This is a genomic window from Bacteroides mediterraneensis, assembly GCF_016900355.1.
GTDB lineage: Bacteria > Bacteroidota > Bacteroidia > Bacteroidales > Bacteroidaceae > Phocaeicola.
In genome coordinates, this window is record NZ_JACJKA010000023.1 from 40,357 (window position 1) to 58,008 (window position 17,652).

General features: G+C 48.9%; 13 protein-coding genes. All 13 read left to right on the top strand.

Translation table 11 applies throughout. From position 1 onward, the window contains the following. Window positions 1-44 precede the first annotated feature (44 nt). The 13 genes from H6A28_RS11830 (at window position 45) to H6A28_RS11890 (ending at window position 17,489) form a co-directional block, all read left to right on the top strand. Window positions 45-4,664 carry a translocation/assembly module TamB domain-containing protein gene (locus tag H6A28_RS11830; RefSeq protein ID WP_204480526.1) on the top strand — a complete coding sequence of 1,540 codons (4,620 nt, stop codon included), beginning with the start codon at window positions 45-47 and terminating at the stop codon, window positions 4,662-4,664. Further along, window positions 4,633-6,972: a BamA/TamA family outer membrane protein gene (locus H6A28_RS11835; RefSeq protein ID WP_430641277.1), complete on the top strand. Its 2,340-nt coding sequence runs from the start codon at window positions 4,633-4,635 to the stop codon at window positions 6,970-6,972. The genes H6A28_RS11830 and H6A28_RS11835 overlap by 32 nt, the downstream gene beginning before the upstream one ends. 106 nt (window positions 6,973-7,078) lie before the next feature. Continuing rightward, complete coding sequence (locus H6A28_RS11840; protein WP_204480528.1) at window positions 7,079-7,483, top strand: hypothetical protein; 405 nt, start codon at window positions 7,079-7,081, stop codon at window positions 7,481-7,483. Window positions 7,484-7,592: 109 nt separating this feature from the next. After that, on the top strand, window positions 7,593-7,943 hold the full coding sequence (locus H6A28_RS11845) for an NADH-quinone oxidoreductase subunit A (protein ID WP_072543522.1): 351 nt from the start codon (window positions 7,593-7,595) through the stop codon (window positions 7,941-7,943). Next, complete coding sequence (locus H6A28_RS11850) at window positions 7,934-8,524, top strand: NADH-quinone oxidoreductase subunit B (protein WP_072543523.1); 591 nt, start codon at window positions 7,934-7,936, stop codon at window positions 8,522-8,524. Before H6A28_RS11845 ends, H6A28_RS11850 begins: the two co-directional genes overlap by 10 nt. Before the next feature lie 14 nt (window positions 8,525-8,538). Continuing rightward, complete coding sequence (locus tag H6A28_RS11855) at window positions 8,539-10,158, top strand: NADH-quinone oxidoreductase subunit C (protein ID WP_239465349.1); 1,620 nt, start codon at window positions 8,539-8,541, stop codon at window positions 10,156-10,158. Between the two features lie 56 nt (window positions 10,159-10,214). Then, the gene (gene nuoH, locus H6A28_RS11860; RefSeq protein ID WP_204480530.1) at window positions 10,215-11,306 is read left to right on the top strand and encodes an NADH-quinone oxidoreductase subunit NuoH; all 1,092 of its coding nucleotides are present in this window, start codon (window positions 10,215-10,217) and stop codon (window positions 11,304-11,306) included. A 16-nt stretch (window positions 11,307-11,322) separates the two neighbouring features. After that, window positions 11,323-11,772 (top strand): NuoI/complex I 23 kDa subunit family protein, encoded by a 450-nt coding sequence (locus H6A28_RS11865; protein ID WP_204480531.1) that lies wholly within the window; start codon window positions 11,323-11,325, stop codon window positions 11,770-11,772. 16 nt (window positions 11,773-11,788) lie between these two features. Continuing rightward, window positions 11,789-12,304, top strand: a complete 516-nt coding sequence (locus H6A28_RS11870) for an NADH-quinone oxidoreductase subunit J family protein (RefSeq protein WP_204480533.1) — start codon at window positions 11,789-11,791, stop codon at window positions 12,302-12,304. A 12-nt stretch (window positions 12,305-12,316) separates the two neighbouring features. After that, the gene (nuoK, locus tag H6A28_RS11875; RefSeq protein ID WP_007557857.1) at window positions 12,317-12,634 is read left to right on the top strand and encodes an NADH-quinone oxidoreductase subunit NuoK; all 318 of its coding nucleotides are present in this window, start codon (window positions 12,317-12,319) and stop codon (window positions 12,632-12,634) included. A 26-nt stretch (window positions 12,635-12,660) separates the two neighbouring features. Then, complete coding sequence (gene nuoL / locus H6A28_RS11880; protein WP_204480535.1) at window positions 12,661-14,550, top strand: NADH-quinone oxidoreductase subunit L; 1,890 nt, start codon at window positions 12,661-12,663, stop codon at window positions 14,548-14,550. Between the two features lie 20 nt (window positions 14,551-14,570). Continuing rightward, window positions 14,571-16,052, top strand: coding sequence for a complex I subunit 4 family protein (locus H6A28_RS11885; protein WP_204480537.1), 1,482 nt, complete (start codon window positions 14,571-14,573; stop codon window positions 16,050-16,052). Between the two features lie 18 nt (window positions 16,053-16,070). Beyond that, window positions 16,071-17,489, top strand: a complete 1,419-nt coding sequence (locus H6A28_RS11890; RefSeq protein WP_204480538.1) for an NADH-quinone oxidoreductase subunit N — start codon at window positions 16,071-16,073, stop codon at window positions 17,487-17,489. Window positions 17,490-17,652: the final 163 nt, after the last annotated feature.

The following is a 17,652-nucleotide window of genomic DNA, read 5'->3' on the forward strand; positions in this document are numbered from 1 at the left end:
GGTTCTTTTTCGTATATTCGCAATATCTAACGGCTCAATAGTGTATGAAAAAATATATAAAATGGGGAGGAATTGCTTTAGCAAGTCCATTCATCCTTTTCATTATATTATGCATATTGATTTACATCCCCCCTGTCCAGAACTTTATTGTGGACAAGGCCACCGCGTATGCCTCTGAGGCTACGGGAATGCAAATTCATATACAACGCATTTCTCTGTCATTTCCATTAAATCTGGTCGTACATGAAACCACCGTAAAAGACCAGAAAGATACCCTGCTGGACGTAGAAGAACTGACGGTGAAAATCCAGCTGCTGCCTTTGTTGAAAAAACAGATAGAAGTGGATGGAGTGGGCCTGAAAAATGCCTCAGTCAACACTGCGAGCCTGATTGAGGGAATGTCGCTCAAAGGAAAGCTGGGCAATCTGTTCTTGAAATCGCATGGCGTAGACCTGACTCCCGAAACGGCTGTACTCAATGAACTGACCCTCAAGGATGCAGACCTGAAAATGTGCCTGGCCGATACAACCGCACAGGACACGACCCAAAGTGCTCCCACCTACTGGAAATTCAAACTGGAGAAAATAGACCTTGACAATGTCAGTTTCCAGATGGACATGCCACTCGATACCATGAATTTCGGCATCAGAATCCAAAGTGCATCTTTGCGTAACGGCTTTGTCGATTTACATAAGGAGGCGTATTCTGCCAATACCTTCAAGTTACTGGACAGCCAGCTATTTTACAACTCCGGGAACTCGACTCCGCTGGCCAAAGGGATAGATCCATCGCACATTGCTCTTTCGAAAGTAAATCTGCAACTGGACTCACTTTATTACCAAGGAAACAATATCCGTGCCCTACTGCATCAGTTCGAACTGAAAGAACGCTCCGGGCTGGAAATCACTTCATCGGAAGGAGAATTGCGTGCCGATGAGAAAACCATCAAGATTCCTGATTTCCAGATCAAGACAGCCAACTCGTTCATTGCATTCAATGCCACGGTTGACTGGTCGGTCACGGAACAGAATCAGGACGGGCTACTGCAAGCACGGCTGATGGCTGAAATCGGGAAAGCGGACTTGTTCAAGCTCATCCCCGATATGCCGAAAGAATTTATCCAATCGTTTCCTGCAGCGCCGCTGCAAATACGTTTCGACGTGGATGGTAACCTGAACCAGTTGAACTTAAATACTTGCCAGGTAAAAATTCCCGACTGTTTCCGTATGGAAGCAGACGGTACTCTCCGGCATGTGCTCGACAGTATATCCCGACAGGGGGTCATCAACTTGAATTCTGATTTTTACCGGATGAACTTCCTGCAAAGCCTGACAGGAGATTTCCTTATTCCTTCCGGCACGCAACTTCGAGGAAAAGCACAAATGAAAGGAAATGACCTGCAAGCAACAACCAAACTGAGTCACGAAGAAGGATATGCAGAACTGGACGGCAAGTATAACCTTCTGACAGAGGCTTATCAGGCTGATTTAAACATAGAACAGCTCAATCTGCATAGTTTTATGCCGATGGATTCTCTATTCCAGCTTACGGCACAGGCACATGTAAAAGGAGAAGGATATGACTTTTTCTCTCCGCATACGCGGTTAAAAGCAGACGCAGCACTTTCGCATCTGCAAATTGGTTCACGCGCGCTTTCAGGTGTGCAACTGCAGGCAAGCTTGAAGAATTCACAGGCCAACATGACAATGAACATAAGAGACAATGCCATGCAAATCTCTTCTCAACTGGATGCTACCTTGCATCCGTCACGGATCAAAGCTGATGCACTGATTCAGATAGCCGACCTGGATTTGTATGGAATGGGACTGGTACAAACTCCTTTCAAGACTGCAAGCAACATTGATATTCATCTGAATACCAACCTAAAGAAGAGTCATGGAATACGTATGTCGGTCAAGGACATCCAACTGATTACGGAGAAAAAGACATACAAGACCAAAGATTTACATTTGGGCTTTACCACCGCACGCGATTCCATCCATAGCTTTGTCAATGCGGGCGATTTGACCTTCCTGTTCCGCAGCAAGGGAGGAATTGACGAACTGGGTAACCAGATTACAAAGCTGACGCAAACATTGGACAAGCAATGGAAAGAAAGACACATTGACCAGACCGTTCTACGCGAATTGCTGCCCAATGCACAGTTACGCATCTTTGCCGGAAAAGACAATCCGGTCTCCAACACGCTGGCCATCCGGAAAATCAATTTTGACCGGCTGAATGTAAATATTCAGACCTCGCCGGAAAACGGACTGAATGCAGCCATGAATCTCTATGGACTAAGCACCGACAGCCTTGCGTTTGATACCATCTATTTCAATGCGTCACAACAAGCTGAGAAAATATTACTCAGCAGTGGCATTATCGCCAACGATAAGCCTTTTCAGGAAGCATTCGACATCATGCTCAACGGAGACGTGGAAGCAGATAAACTCAACGCGACCATAGAATACCTGAACGGTAAGAAAGAATGTGGAGTCAATATCGGCATGACCGCCGGATTGCAGAAAAAAGGTATCAGCTTGCACATCAACCCATTTGACCCTACATTGGTGTATCGAAAGTTCACGGTAAACCCTGACAACTATATTTACTTGAGGGACGACGGACGTATCATGGCCAACCTCTCCATCCATGATGACATGCGTACAGGCATCAGTCTATACTCCACTCCTGACTCTACTGCCCAACAGGATCTGACGCTTTCATTGAATCAAATCAACATTGGAGAATTTAAAAGGGTAGTCCCTTACATGCCAGACATTTCCGGTGTCATCAATGCCGAAGCGCATTATGTACAAACTGACGGCACAGATATGATTTCACTGGAAAACAGCATCGACCAGTTAACTTACAACGGTATTGAGCTGGGCAACTGGGCTTTGAGTGCGGTTTACCTGCCCAAAGAAAGCGGAGAACAAAGTATCAATGGCTTTATCACTCGAAACAATCAGGAGATTGCCAGCATAGACGGTTCCTATTTCCCAGCGGCCAGTGAGGAGGAGAATGACCGGATTAACGCAGACATGTCGCTACACCATTTCCCGTTGGAAATTGCCAATTCTTTCATTCCCGACCAAATGGCTATTTTAAGCGGTGACGTGGACGGAAACATGAAAGTTTCGGGTAGCAGCGCCAGTCCTCTCATGAACGGACAAATCAACTTGGACAGTGTGAATATCTATGTTCCACAGGCTTCTTTGAACTTGCGGTTTGACGACAGACCGGTAGAAATAAAAGACAGCAAACTGACCTTCGACCGGTTCAAGATATTTACCAAAGGAAAAACTCCGTTTACCATCGATGGCAGTGTAGATATGGCAGACCTCAGCCAAATGAAAATGGACTTGAAAATGGATGCTAACAACTTTGAATTGCTGAATGCCAAACAGACCAAACGCTCGCTGGTATTCGGAAAGCTATATGTAGACTTCCACTCTACGCTCAAAGGCACTCCGGACAACATGACCATACGTGGAAACATGAACATCTTAGGTAACAGTGACTTTACATACATCTTGCAGGATTCTCCGCTGACCGTGGAGGACAAATTAGGAGAAACGGTCACCTTCATCAACTTCAGTGATACGACTACTGTGGACCGGAGAATATTACCAGCCCTGACACTGGGAGGTATCGATATGCTGATGACCTTGCATATCGATGAAGCCGTACAATGCCGTGTCAACTTGGATGAAAAAGGCAGCAACTATATGTATTTTGAGGGAGGAGGCGACTTATCCTTACAATACACTCCTGCTGGAAGTATCATTTTAAGTGGAAAATATTCACTGTTGAGTGGAGAAATGAAATACCAGTTGCCAATTATCCAGTTGAAGACCTTCCACATACAAAGTGGAAGTTACATACAATGGAGTGGAAATGCCATGAATCCGCAACTGAACATCAAGGCTACCGAAAGAGTACGCTCGTCTGTGGCACAGGAAGGACAGGCTTCACGTATGGTCAATTTCGATGTAGGAGTAAACATCACCAACACCTTGGAGGATTTAGGCTTCTCCTTTATTATAGATGCACCAGAAGACGGAAGCATGCAGAATGAACTGGCTTCCATGTCGGCCGAAGACAAGAATAAAGTAGCAGTAACCATGTTGGTAACCGGTATGTACCTGACAGAAGGAGGTACTTTAGGCGGTGGAGGAGGAAGCAGCGTGATGAACTCGTTCCTGCAAGACCAGATTTCAAAGGTAGCCGGAAGTGCCCTCAAGACCATCGACGTGAACTTCGGTATAGAAACCAACAACGGAGAACAAACCGGACAATCGAGCACGGACTACAACTTCCAGTTCGCCAAACGATTCTGGAACAATCGTATCCGGGTGGTCATTGGCGGAAAGGTCTCCACCGGAAACAACGTGCAGCAGGATGAGTCCTTTATCGACAATATTTCACTGGAATACCGTCTGGATAATAGCGGTACGCGCTACGTAAAACTGTTCCACGACAAGAATTATGAAAGTATCCTCGATGGAGAAGTAACCGAAACAGGCGTAGGTATCGTATTACGCAAGAAAGTAAGCAAAGTAGGTGAGTTGTTTATTTTCAGAAAAAAAGAAAAAGCACCCGTTGAAGCTGTAAAAAAAGAGGAAGATGAAAATGAAGATGAAAATAAAGATAAATAGCCGTTTCCTGACAGGACTTCTGTGGCTTGTTATGATGGCTGCATGCTCTACCACCAAGCATCTCCCAGAGGATGAGCTGCTTTACATCGGTACTCCCACACCTCAGATTGTAGGATACAACCCAGAGGATGAAGGAGAAGCAACCCTGGAAGAAGTACAGGGAGCTCTGAACGTGGCACCGAACAATTCGTTTTTCGGCAGCCCCAATCTTCGTATTCCTTTTCCTTTTGGATTGTGGGTATATAACCGCTTTGAACGCTATGAAAAAGGTATCGGAAAATGGATTTTCAAGAAACTGGCAGCCGACCCTATCTATGTGTCGACGGTCAATCCGGAAACCCGTACCAAAGTGGCCAGCAACTTGCTGCGCGAGAACGGTTTCTTCCAAGGAAACGTAACGGTAAAAGTAGATACGGCCAAAAATCCTAAGAAGGCCAAACTACTGTATACCATTTATACGGGACAACGTTACAAACTGGATTCCATAAGTTACGTGGGCTTCTCTGGTAAAGCGGATACGCTGATTCAAGAATCCTATGAAAAACGCCTACTCAAAAGGGAGGATGAGTTTTCCGTCAGCAAACTGGACGAAGAAAGAAACCGGCTGGTGGAACTGTTCCGCAACAACGGATATTACTATTATCGTTCCGATTTTATTACATTCCTGGCCGACACACTGATCCGCCCGGGATATGTCAACTTAAAAATCGTACAGAAGCAGAATATTCCGGAAGACGGATTGCGCACATACTACATCGGGAATACGAAAATCAACTTGATTGGATACAATGGGGAACAACCGGAGGATTCTCTGAACTTCCACAACTTTACCATTCATTATGCCGGGGAAAAACCAGGCATACGGTATGGAGTGCTTCGCCGTCGTTTCCTCTATCGTAGCGGAGAAACGTACTCACAAGTACGACAGAACTATACGCAACAGGCTCTGTCCAGACTGGGTGTGTTCAAATTCAATGACTTTAAATACACTCCCCGCCCCGGAACAGATACGCTGGATATTGACGTCAATGCCATGTTCGACCTGCCTTATGACAGTGAACTGGAACTGAACGTTACCACCAAAAGCACCAAACAGACGGGACCGGGTGCAAAATTCAACCTTTCAAAGAAAAATTTTAAAAGAATGGGGGCTTCATTGAGCCTGGAACTGTCCGGATCTTATGAATGGCAAACCAGCTCTACAGTGGATGGTGAAAGTTCCGTAATGAATTCATACGAATTAGGAGCGGCGCTGTCATTGAATTTTCCCCGACTGATTCTCCCGTGGGTACGAAACCGGGTAGACCCGTTCCGCTTCCCGTCGGAAACTAATTTCAAGATTTATGCCGAACAATTGAATCGCGCCCGTTATTTCAAGATGTTATCATTCGGAGGAACCGTGTCCTACAGTTTCCAACCCAAACGTAGCATCAAGCATACGGTCACACCGCTGCATCTGGCCTTCAACACCTTGCAGAACCGTACAGCCCGCTTTGACTCTATTGCCAATGCCAACCCGATGCTGTTCCATAGTTTGGACGACCAGTTCATTCCTTCGCTGACTTACACCGTAACCTACGACAACAGTTACCGGAAAAAGAAAAACCAAGTATGGTGGGAAAACTCACTGACCTCGGCCGGTAACGTAACTTCCATGATTTATGCCGCCTTCGGACAAAAGTTCAGCACCAAAGAAAAGAAACTGTTGGGAACTCCGTTCGCACAGTTCCTAAAATACTCTTCCGAAGTTCGCTTCCTGCACAACATCAGCGAAAAGCAGCAACTGGCTGCCCGACTCATGGGAGGAGTCATCTGGGCCTACGGAAACAAGACCATCGCCCCCTATAGCGAGCAGTTCTATGTGGGAGGTGCCAACAGTATCCGTGCTTTTACAGTCCGTTCTATCGGTCCCGGAAGATTCCATCCTACGAACACGGCCAGCTATTCTTACGTGGATGAAACCGGTGACATCAAACTGGAAGCCAATCTGGAATACCGTTTTCGTATCCTGTCGAATTTCATGGGAGGCAACCTGAACGGCGCCACTTTTCTAGATGCCGGCAACGTATGGCTGATGCGAAAAGACGAGGCCCGCCCGGGAGCAGAATTCAGTCTGGATAATTTCTTCGACAGCATTGCACTCGGAACAGGTGTTGGACTACGCTACGACCTCTCCTTCCTCATCCTGCGTCTGGACTTCGGAATCGCTCTTCACGTTCCTTATGAAACTGGTAAAAAGGGATACTACAATATTCCCCGATTCAAGGACGGAATGGGTATTCACTTTGCCATAGGATACCCATTCTAACCTCCGGCAACCGGATTGACAAGAAAATTTAATGCATTTACAGACTATGGTATCAAAATAATTGCCTACCTTTGCAGCGTTTTTTGAAGGTATTAAGGTTTGTGGAATGAATAAGTGGAAGACTTTTGCTTTTTTATCAATAATCACTCTTATGACATTATTCATAGGAGGCAGCCTTTATACGCTCCATCCAGACTTTCTACAAGAAGCAAATGCAGTAAAAGAACAGACAGAAAACTGTATCCATCCCCATCCTGACTATACGACTTCAAAGGCAGTGGACTACTTGATTTCCAACGGGAAAACAGATATTCCACATAATTTTTTGTGCGTACAGGCCCAAAAGGAGTTTGACGGGAAATTTTTCCTGACCGCCTGCTGGATTAAAGAAAATTTCATGCGCAGGCCCCCTCTTTATTTACATACATCCTACCCTAGACATTCTAAACACCCTTATACGCATTTAAATCGAATCTACTATTTATATACCCTCGAAAAAATCCTGATTTAATACTATTTAAGATTCTTTACTGTTTCAGATACCCCATTGGAACAAACAGAGGTTTGACGTATCGGAAACAGCCACACCTATTTATGTATCATCAAAAATTCTTAGATATATGTTTTTTACATTTATTATTGTAGTTATTCTGACAGCCGTCGTCCTTGTCGCTGCAGCTATGGCCATTGCGAAGCTACTTGCTCCGAGGTCATTCAACCCCCAGAAGGGAGAGCCGTACGAGTGTGGTATCCCTACCCGCGGACAATCATGGGTACAGTTCAGAGCCGGTTACTACCTGTTCGCCATCCTGTTCCTGATGTTCGACATCGAAACGGTATTTCTTTTTCCGTGGGCAGTAGTGGCAAGTCAGGTAGGAGTATATGCACTGGTCAGTGTAGGATTCTTCTTGGTTGTCTTAATCTTAGGCCTGGCATACGCCTGGCGGAAAGGAGCGCTTGAATGGAAGTAAAAAAAGCAACCTCCATCCGTTCTATGAAGTACGAAGACTTCAAGAACAATGATTATTTGGAGGAGATGGTACGTCGTTTGAACATGGACGGCGCAGGTATCATTTTAGGCACAGTAGACGAACTGATCAACTGGGGAAGAAGCAACTCTCTGTGGAGCCTTACTTTCGGAACCAGCTGTTGCGCCATTGAATTCATGGCACTTGGAGCAGCCCGCTATGACATGGCCCGCTTCGGATTTGAGGTAACCCGTAACTCCCCGCGTCAGGCAGACATGATCATGGTACTGGGAACCATCACCTACAAAATGGCTCCGGTATTGAAGCGTCTGTACGACCAGATGGCCGAACCGAAATACGTGGTGGCAGTAGGCGGATGTACCATTTCCGGTGGTCCGTTCATCAAATCCTATCATGTAGTAAACGGCATTGACAAAATCATCCCTGTCGACGTATATATTCCGGGATGTCCTCCACGGCCGGAAGCCTTCTTCTATGGAATGATGCAACTCCAGCGTAAAATCAAAGTGGAACGTTTCTTAGGAGGCGTAAACCGCAAAGAAAAAGAGGAATCAACCAAGTAAAAAAGAAAATGCAAATGGAAATTGAAAAAATAAAAAGCATTACTCCTGAAGCGGAAATCAGTCAGGCCGGCGAAACGGTGGTCAAGATACCGGCAGACAAGCTGCATGCCACAGCCCAGGCCTTGCATGACGACAAAGAGGAGCCCATGGATTTCTTGCGTGACATCGTAGGAATGGACTGGGGGGAAGAAGGGCTTGGAGCACTCTACCTTTTGGAATCTACCCGCACAGGAGCCAGAATCATCCTCAAATCAGTAACAGCCGACCGGGAAAAAGCATTTTTACCGACTGTCAGTGATTTGTGGAAAACAGCCCTCATCAAAGAACGTGAAGTGTACGACTTTTTCGGCATCGTCTTCCTGAACCATCCGGATATGCGCCGCATCTTCCTGCGTGAAGACTGGAAAGGGTATCCGATGCGCAAGGATTATGACATGAACTCCAATCCGCTGCAGATGGACAACGAAGAGAATGCCGACCTTACTGACGAATACTTCCTCCGCCCGGACGGTACACTTGAGGGACGCAAAAACGTAGTGTTTGGAGAAGATGACTTCGTGGTGAACATCGGTCCGCAGCATCCGTCCACACACGGGGTGTTGCGTATGCGTACTTCTCTCGACGGGGAGAACATCCGCAAGATCGACCCGATTTTGGGCTACATCCACCGAGGCATCGAGAAGATGAACGAGAGCCTGACGTATCCGCAGACACTGGCGCTGACCGACCGTCTGGACTACCTGAGCGCGCACCAGAACCGTCACGCCCTGTGCATGTGCATCGAAAAGGCGGCGGGCATCGAGGTGCCGGAGCGTGCCCAGTACATCCGCACCATCATGGACGAGCTGCAACGTCTCGACTCGCACCTGCTGTTCTACTCCTGCCTGGTGATGGATATGGGCGGACTGACGCCGTTTTTCTACGGGTTCCGCGAGCGTGAGATGATTCTGGACATCTTTGAGGAGACTACCGGCGGCCGTCTGATTCAGAACTACAACATGATTGGGGGTGTGCAGGCGGACATCCATCCCACTTTCCAGCAGAAGGTGAAGGAATTCATCAAGCACCTGCGCAGCGTGATCCAGGACTATCACGACATCTTCACGACCAATGTCATCGCCGACACCCGTCTGAAGGGCGTGGGAATCCTCTCGAAGGAGGATGCCATCTCGCTGGGCTGCACGGGAGGCACCGGACGTGCTTCGGGATGGGCCAACGACGTGCGCAAGCATCATCCGTATGCGTTGTATAACAAGGTGGACTTCAAGGAAATCACTTATACGGAAGGCGACTCCTTCGCCCGCTACATGGTGCGTATGGACGAAATCATGGAATCCTGCCACATCATCGAACAGTTGATTGACAACATTCCGGAAGGTGAATTCCGCGCAAAGACCAAACCGATTATCAAGCTGCCGGAAGGCGTGTTCACCTCGTCGGTGGAAACCAGCCGTGGGGAATTCGACGTGGTGCTCGAGAGTCACGGCGACAAGGTGCCTTACCGTCTGCACTACCGCTCCACGGGTCTGCCGCTGGTACACGCCATGGATACCATCTGCCGCGGTACCAAGATTGCCGACCTGATTGCCATCGGCGGTACGCTCGACTTTGTCATCCCCGACATCGACCGGTAAGATTCCGGCTGAAAGGTGGACAACCCTCACTGTAAAACTGAAAAATTGAAAGAAATATGTTTTTAGATTATTATAACTTCAGCCCGCTGCTCATGCAGATTCATGCCTTTCTGTGCAGTCTGATGCCCGAGTGGCTGGCACTTACATTGGAAGGCCTCGTGGTCGGCGTGTTCATTCTCGTCATGTACGCCGTACTGGCCATCATCCTTATCTATATGGAGCGTAAAGTCTGTGCGGCTTTCCAGTGCCGTATCGGTCCGAACCGTGTAGGAGGAAAGGGAGGACTGTTGCAGGTTCCAGCCGACGTGTTGAAAATCCTGACCAAGGAAATCATCAGCCTGAAGAACTCCGACCATTTTCTGTACAACCTGGCTCCGTTCCTCGTCATCTTGGCTTCTATCCTTACCTTCTCCTGCTTGCCGTGGAACAAAGGAGGGGAAATCCTGCACATGAACATCGGTATCTTCTTCGTGCTGGCAGCTTCTTCCATCGGCGTGCTGGGTATCCTGCTGGCCGGATGGAGTAGTAACAGCAAATATACGCTGATTGGTGCTGTACGAAGTGGTGCCATGATTATCAGTTATGAACTTTCCATCGGCCTCAGCGTATTGACCATGGTGGTCATGAGCGGTGCCATGGACATCCAGACCATTGTAGAGGGTCAAGCCAACGGATGGAACATTTTCAAGGGACACATTCCAGCCATCATGGCGTTCATCATTTACCTGATTGCAGGTAATGCGGAGGCCAACCGTGGCCCGTTCGACTTGGCAGAAGCAGAACAGGAACTGACAGCCGGATACCATACAGAATATTCCGGTATGCACTTCGGGTTCTTCTATCTAGCCGAATACCTGAACTTGTTCATTACAGCCGGTATCGCCACCACCCTGTTCCTGGGCGGATGGATGCCTTTGCACATTGCCGGTCTCGACGGGTTGAACCTGGTGATGGACTACATCCCCGGATTTGTTTGGTTTATGGGAAAAACCTTCCTCATCGTCTTCCTGCTGATGTGGATTCGCTGGACTTTCCCGCGCCTGCGTATCGACCAGGTACTGACACTGGAATGGAAATACTTGATGCCGCTTTCACTGGTGGTTTTGTTACTGATGACCGTATGCAAAGTATGCGGCCTGACATTTTGATTAATTTTTTTTGAATATGAATGCATTGGAAGAATATTTGAAAGGATACGTCAGCGGAGTAAAGAGTCTGCTGGTAGGTATGCGCACCTCCATGAAGGTGTTCTGCCAGAAGAAAGTGACCGAACAGTATCCGGAAAACCGCCATACCACTCTCCATATTCCGGAACGCCACAGAGCCATGCTCGAAATGCCGGTCGATGAAAACGGCAACAACCGTTGCATCGCCTGCGGCCTGTGCCAGATGAACTGTCCGAACGGCACCATCCGCCTGACCACGGAAATGCGCGAGACGGAAGACGGCAAGAAGAAAAAAGTACTGGTGAAATACGAGTACAACCTGGGATCATGCATGTTCTGCATGCTGTGCGTCAATGCCTGCCCGCACGATGCCATCCGGTTCACGAATGACTTTGAGAATGCGGTGTTCCAGAAAGAAAAACTCGTAATGACACTCAACAAGAAATAAATAAAACGAAACGGATATGAGTCTATCACTTCAAGAAATCGTATTTTACATCGTAGGTGCCTGTATCATTGTCAGCTCCATCTTGGCTGTCACTACAGGAAGACTGCTGCGTGCGGCCACTTACCTGCTGTTCGTGCTCTTCGGCACAGGCGCCATCTACGGAATCCTGGGCTACACCTTCCTGAGCGCAGTCCAGCTGATGGTGTACGCCGGAGGTATCGTGGTGTTGTATGTGTTCTCTATCTTGCTGACCCAGTCGGACAAGAATATGAAATACCGGCAGAACCGGGCCAAACTCATCAGCGTGCTGATTACCACCGTGGTGGGAGCCGTGCTGGTGCTCTTCCTGGTCATGACCAACGGCTTTGCCCTGAACCTGATTCCACAGGGAGTGGAACTTCCGGTCGACCAGATCGGACACGCGTTGATTGGTACCGACAAGTACCAGTTCGTCCTGCCGTTTGAGGCCGTCAGCGTATTGTTGTTAGCTTGTATGATTGGTGCGATATTGATTGCACGCAAAGAAAAATAATACAGTAAGATTATGGAAATAGAAATTCATGTAGTTCACTACCTCGTCATCAGCACCGTCATGCTTTTCTGCGGCATCTATGGTTTCTTTACCCGCAAGAACCTGCTGGCACTGCTGATTTCAGTAGAATTGATGCTCAATGCGACCAACATCAATTTCGCGGTATTCAACCGTTATCTTTTCCCCGGGCAACTGGAGGGGCATTTCTTCAGCCTGTTCGGAATAGCCATCGCTGCAGCCGAAACCGCCGTGGCCATTGCCATCATTATTAATGTGTATCGCAACCTGAAACAGGTGCTTACCGATGATATAACCGATTTGAAAGGATAACTTTCTTATACATTATTAAATTGCTTATGGATTATACAATTCTGATACTTGCCCTCCCGATGCTGAGCTTCCTGCTTCTGGCACTGGCCGGCATGAAAATGCCTCATCGTGTAGCGGGCGCCATCGGCACACTTTCACTGGGAGTGGTAGCCGTACTGAGCTATCTGACGGCATTCAGCTATTTCACGGCTCCACGTACTGCGGAAGGCCTCTACCCCACGCTGACTCCGTGGAACATTGAATGGCTGCCGTTCACCTCATCGCTTCATATTGACATGGGTATCCTGCTGGACCCGATTTCCGTCATGATGCTGGTGGTCATCTCCACCGTTTCCCTGATGGTACACATTTATTCTTTCGGTTACATGAAAGGAGAGGTGGGCTTCCAGCGGTATTACGCCTTCCTGTCATTGTTTACTTTCTCCATGCTGGGACTGGTGGTTGCCACCAACATCTTCCAGATGTACGTGTTCTGGGAGCTGGTGGGTGTGTCTTCCTACCTGCTCATCGGTTTCTACTACACCAAACCGGAAGCTATTGCCGCCAGCAAGAAAGCGTTTATCGTGACCCGTTTTGCCGATTTGGGCTTCCTGATCGGTATCCTGATTTACGGATATTACATGCAGACCTTCACCTTCAATCCCGGTACGGAACGTCTGATGCAGGCTGGAATGGTACTGCCGCTGGCCCTGGGACTGATGTTCGTGGGTGGTGCCGGTAAGAGTGCCATGTTCCCGTTGCACATCTGGTTGCCGGATGCCATGGAAGGTCCGACTCCGGTATCTGCCCTGATTCATGCCGCCACCATGGTGGTAGCCGGTGTATACCTGGTAGCCCGCATGTTCCCGTTGTTCATCGGTTATGCACCTCACACCCTGCACATCGTGGCTTGGGTAGGTGCTTTCACCGCCTTCTATGCCGCCAGCGTAGCCTGTGCGCAGAGTGACATCAAGCGTGTACTCGCCTTCTCCACCATCTCACAGATTGGTTTCATGATGGTAGCACTGAGTGTCTGCACTGCTATCGACCCACACGAAGGCGGTCTGGGTTACATGGCCGGCATGTTCCACCTGTTCACTCACGCCATGTTCAAGGCCTTGCTTTTCCTGGGTGCCGGATGCATCATCCATGCCGTACACAGCAACGAAATGGAAACCATGGGCGGCCTGCACAAATACATGCCGATTACCCACATCACCTTCCTGATTGCCTGCCTGGCCATCGCCGGTATTCCTCCGTTCTCCGGATTCTTCTCCAAGGACGAGATTCTGACGGCCTGCTTCCAGTACAGCCCGGTCATCGGATGGATTATGACGATTATCGCCGGAATGACCGCTTTCTATATGTTCCGTCTGTACTACTGCATCTTCTGGGGCAAGGAAAACAAGGAACTGCATGCACATCATGTACCGCATGAAAGTCCGCTGGCCATGACTTTCCCGCTGATGTTCCTGGCACTGGTTACCATCGTAGCCGGATTCATTCCTTTCGGACACTTCGTTTCTTCCAATGGACATGCCTACGACATTCACCTCGACTGGGGAGTAGCCGGCACCAGCATCGTCATTGCCGTCATCGCCATCGCCCTGGCCACTTGGATGTATGCCCGCGAAAAACAGCCTGTACCCGAGATGCTGGCACAGCGCTTCAGTACCCTGCACCGTGCAGCCTACAAGCGCTTCTACATGGATGAGATCTGGTTGTTCGTTACCAAGAAAATCATCTTCCGCTGCGTATCCACTCCGCTGGCATGGTTCGACCGCCACGTCATCGACCAGTTCATGAATTTCATGGCATGGAGCACCAACGCCGCTGGAGAAACCGTACAGCCGATACAGAATGGTAAAATCCAGACGTACACTCATTATTTCCTGGCAGGTATTATTGTACTGACAATCATCTTGCTGCTGAACTAACAAAGAAGAATCTATAACGTATGAATATATTAAGTCTTTTCGTATTGATACCTCTGCTGATGCTGCTGGGACTGTGGATTGCCCGCAACGTCAATCAGGTCAGAGGAGTGATGGTGGCTGGCTCGTCCATCCTGCTGGTGCTTGCCGCCTACCTCACGGTGTCTTATATCGGACAGCGCCATGCCGGAGCCACGACTGAGATGCTTTTCATGGACAGCATCACGTGGTATGCCCCGCTTCACATCTGCTACTCGGTGGGAGTAGACGGTATCTCGGTGGTCATGCTGCTGCTGAGTTCCATCATCGTATTTACCGGTACATTTGCCTCCTGGAAACTGAAGCCGCTCACCAAGGAATACTTCTTGTGGTTCACCCTGCTGAGCACCGGTGTATTCGGTTTCTTCATCTCTACCGACCTGTTCACCATGTTCATGTTCTATGAAGTAGCCTTGATTCCGATGTACCTGCTGATTGGTGTATGGGGAAGCGGCCGCAAGGAATATGCCGCCATGAAACTGACCCTGATGCTGATGGGTGGTTCCGCCTTCCTGTTGATTGGTATCTTAGGCATCTACTACGGAGCCGGTGCCGAGACGATGAACATCCTGGAAATCGTGCAGCACAAGATACCGACCGAGATGCAGCGCATCTTCTTCCCGATGGTCTTCTTAGGATTTGGTGTACTGGGCGCCCTCTTCCCCTTCCATACATGGAGCCCCGACGGTCATGCTTCTGCCCCGACGGCCGTAAGTATGCTGCACGCCGGTGTATTGATGAAACTGGGAGGTTACGGATGCTTCCGTATCGCCATGTACCTGATGCCGACCGGAGCTGCCATTTGGGGTGACTTCTTCCTGGTGCTGACGACCATCTCTGTCGTATACGGTGCCTTCAGTGCCGTGGTACAGACCGACTTGAAATACATCAACGCCTACTCTTCCGTAAGCCACTGCGGACTGGTGTTGTTTGCCTTACTGATGATGACCCGCGTCAGTGCGACGGGTGCCATCCTGCAGATGCTGAGCCACGGATTGATGACCGCCCTGTTCTTCGCCCTCATCGGTATGATTTACGGACGTACCCACACCCGTGACATCCGTCAGTTGAGCGGACTGATGAAAATCATGCCGTTCCTGTCTGTCGGCTATGTCATTGCCGGTCTGGCCAACTTGGGTCTGCCGGGCCTGAGCGGATTCATTGCCGAAATGACCGTCTTCGTCGGTTCTTTCCAGAATCCGGACTTGTTCCACCGCACCTGCACCGTCATCGCTACGATGAGTATTGTGATTACGGCAGTGTATATCCTGCGCGTGGTCGGAAAAATCCTGTATGGCACCTGCCATAACCCGGAACACCTGAAACTGACCGATGCCACCTGGGACGAACGTCTGGCTGTAATCTGCCTGATTGTGGCCGTAGCCGGACTGGGACTTGCTCCTTACTGGGTGAGCAACGTCATCAGCGGAAGCGTAGAACCTATTATCAGCCAACTTATCCGATAACAAATAAAAAGAAATTATATGAGCGAATTATTTACTATGCAGGCTGAAATAAGCCTGGTCGCTATCATCCTCCTCATGCTGCTGGCCGACTTGATTATGAAGACGCCCAGCCACAAGCCACTCCAGTACATGGCTTGCGTGCTGATGGTCGTACAACTGGCTCTGAACATTATTCCGACCAGCGGAGAAGCATTCGGAGGTATGTATCATGCCACTCAAATGGCATCTGTCGTAAAAACCATCCTGACCGCCGGTACCCTGCTCGTATTCCTGCAGTCGGGCGAGTGGTTGTCACGCGAAGACACGCGCCACAAAGCCGGTGAATTCTACATGCTGACCCTGAGTACGCTGCTGGGAATGTACTTCATGGTGAGCGCCGGAAGCTTTATTCTGTTCTATGTAGGACTGGAACTGGCCAGCATCCCGATGGCTTGTCTGGTAGCTTTCGACAAGTTCCGTCATCACAGTGCCGAAGCCGGAGCGAAGTTCATCCTGAACTCCATGTTCTCTTCTGCCCTGATGCTGTACGGTATCTCTATGGTATACGGTACGACTGGAACCACTTACTTCGCCGACGTGACGGCTGCACTGACCGGCACACCGCTCCAGATTATGGCCATGGTGTTCTTCTTTGCCGGACTGGGATTCAAGCTGAGCTTAGTTCCGTTCCACATGTGGACACCCGATACTTATCAGGGAGCACCGACCAATGTGTCGGCTTACCTGTCTGTCATCTCTAAAGGTGCAGCTGCCTTCGCTTTGATGAGCATCCTGGTGAAAGTATTCGGACAGATGGCAGCCAACTGGAGCTTGTTGCTGAGCATCGTCATCGTACTGACCATTACCATTGCCAATATCTTTGCCATCCTGCAGGAAGACCTGAAACGATTCATGGCCTACAGTAGTATCTCACAGGCCGGCTACATCATGCTGGCCGTACTGGGAGGAAATGAACAGGGAATGGCTTCACTGGTGTACTACCTCGTGGTGTACATCGCTGCCAACCTGGCTGTATTCGGTGTAATCAGTGTTATTGAACAACATACCGGAGGTAAAGTGGACCGCAGTGCATACAACGGACTCTACAAGACCAACCCGCGCCTGACCTTCCTCATGACGCTGGCCTTGTTCTCTTTGGCCGGAATCCCGCCGTTTGCCGGATTCTTCTCCAAGTTCTTCGTATTTGCCTCTGCCTTCCACAGTGGCCACTGGCTGGTAGTATTCCTGGCATTGGTGAACACCATCATTTCCCTCTACTACTACCTGCTGATTGTAAAAGCCATGTACATCACTCCCAACGATATGCCGATTGCTACTTTCCGTACACCGGCCCTGGCCCGTACAGGGTTGTTCATCTGCCTTATCGGAGTCATTATCCTGGGACTTTGCAGCGGAGTGTACGACTTGTTCAGCCACGTAGCCGGATTGGGATTCTAATCCGAACATCATTTTTATTCCACTTTTTATACAGAGAAGAGGATGTGTCAAAATGATGCATCCTCTTTTTCGTTATATAATCATCGTTTTGCCATTTTTCATAGAGTATGATTTATGTTTTTCCTATGTCCATGCCTTTTGGTGGTATAATGTGCTGTAGATG

Excerpts from the sequence above, each read along its gene's own strand:
- H6A28_RS11890 (WP_204480538.1), top strand. The coding sequence starts at position 16,071 with ATGAGCGAATTATTTACTATGCAGGCTGAAATAAGCCTGGTCGCTATC.
- H6A28_RS11855 (WP_239465349.1), top strand. The coding sequence starts at position 8,539 with ATGGAAATTGAAAAAATAAAAAGCATTACTCCTGAAGCGGAAATCAGT.
- H6A28_RS11830 (WP_204480526.1), top strand. The coding sequence starts at position 45 with ATGAAAAAATATATAAAATGGGGAGGAATTGCTTTAGCAAGTCCATTC.
- nuoK (WP_007557857.1), top strand. The coding sequence starts at position 12,317 with ATGGAAATAGAAATTCATGTAGTTCACTACCTCGTCATCAGCACCGTC.
- H6A28_RS11845 (WP_072543522.1), top strand. The coding sequence starts at position 7,593 with ATGTTTTTTACATTTATTATTGTAGTTATTCTGACAGCCGTCGTCCTT.
- H6A28_RS11870 (WP_204480533.1), top strand. The coding sequence starts at position 11,789 with ATGAGTCTATCACTTCAAGAAATCGTATTTTACATCGTAGGTGCCTGT.
- nuoL (WP_204480535.1), top strand. The coding sequence starts at position 12,661 with ATGGATTATACAATTCTGATACTTGCCCTCCCGATGCTGAGCTTCCTG.
- H6A28_RS11865 (WP_204480531.1), top strand. The coding sequence starts at position 11,323 with ATGAATGCATTGGAAGAATATTTGAAAGGATACGTCAGCGGAGTAAAG.
- H6A28_RS11840 (WP_204480528.1), top strand. The coding sequence starts at position 7,079 with ATGAATAAGTGGAAGACTTTTGCTTTTTTATCAATAATCACTCTTATG.
- H6A28_RS11835 (WP_430641277.1), top strand. The coding sequence starts at position 4,633 with ATGAAAATGAAGATGAAAATAAAGATAAATAGCCGTTTCCTGACAGGA.
- H6A28_RS11885 (WP_204480537.1), top strand. The coding sequence starts at position 14,571 with ATGAATATATTAAGTCTTTTCGTATTGATACCTCTGCTGATGCTGCTG.
- H6A28_RS11850 (WP_072543523.1), top strand. The coding sequence starts at position 7,934 with ATGGAAGTAAAAAAAGCAACCTCCATCCGTTCTATGAAGTACGAAGAC.
- nuoH (WP_204480530.1), top strand. The coding sequence starts at position 10,215 with ATGTTTTTAGATTATTATAACTTCAGCCCGCTGCTCATGCAGATTCAT.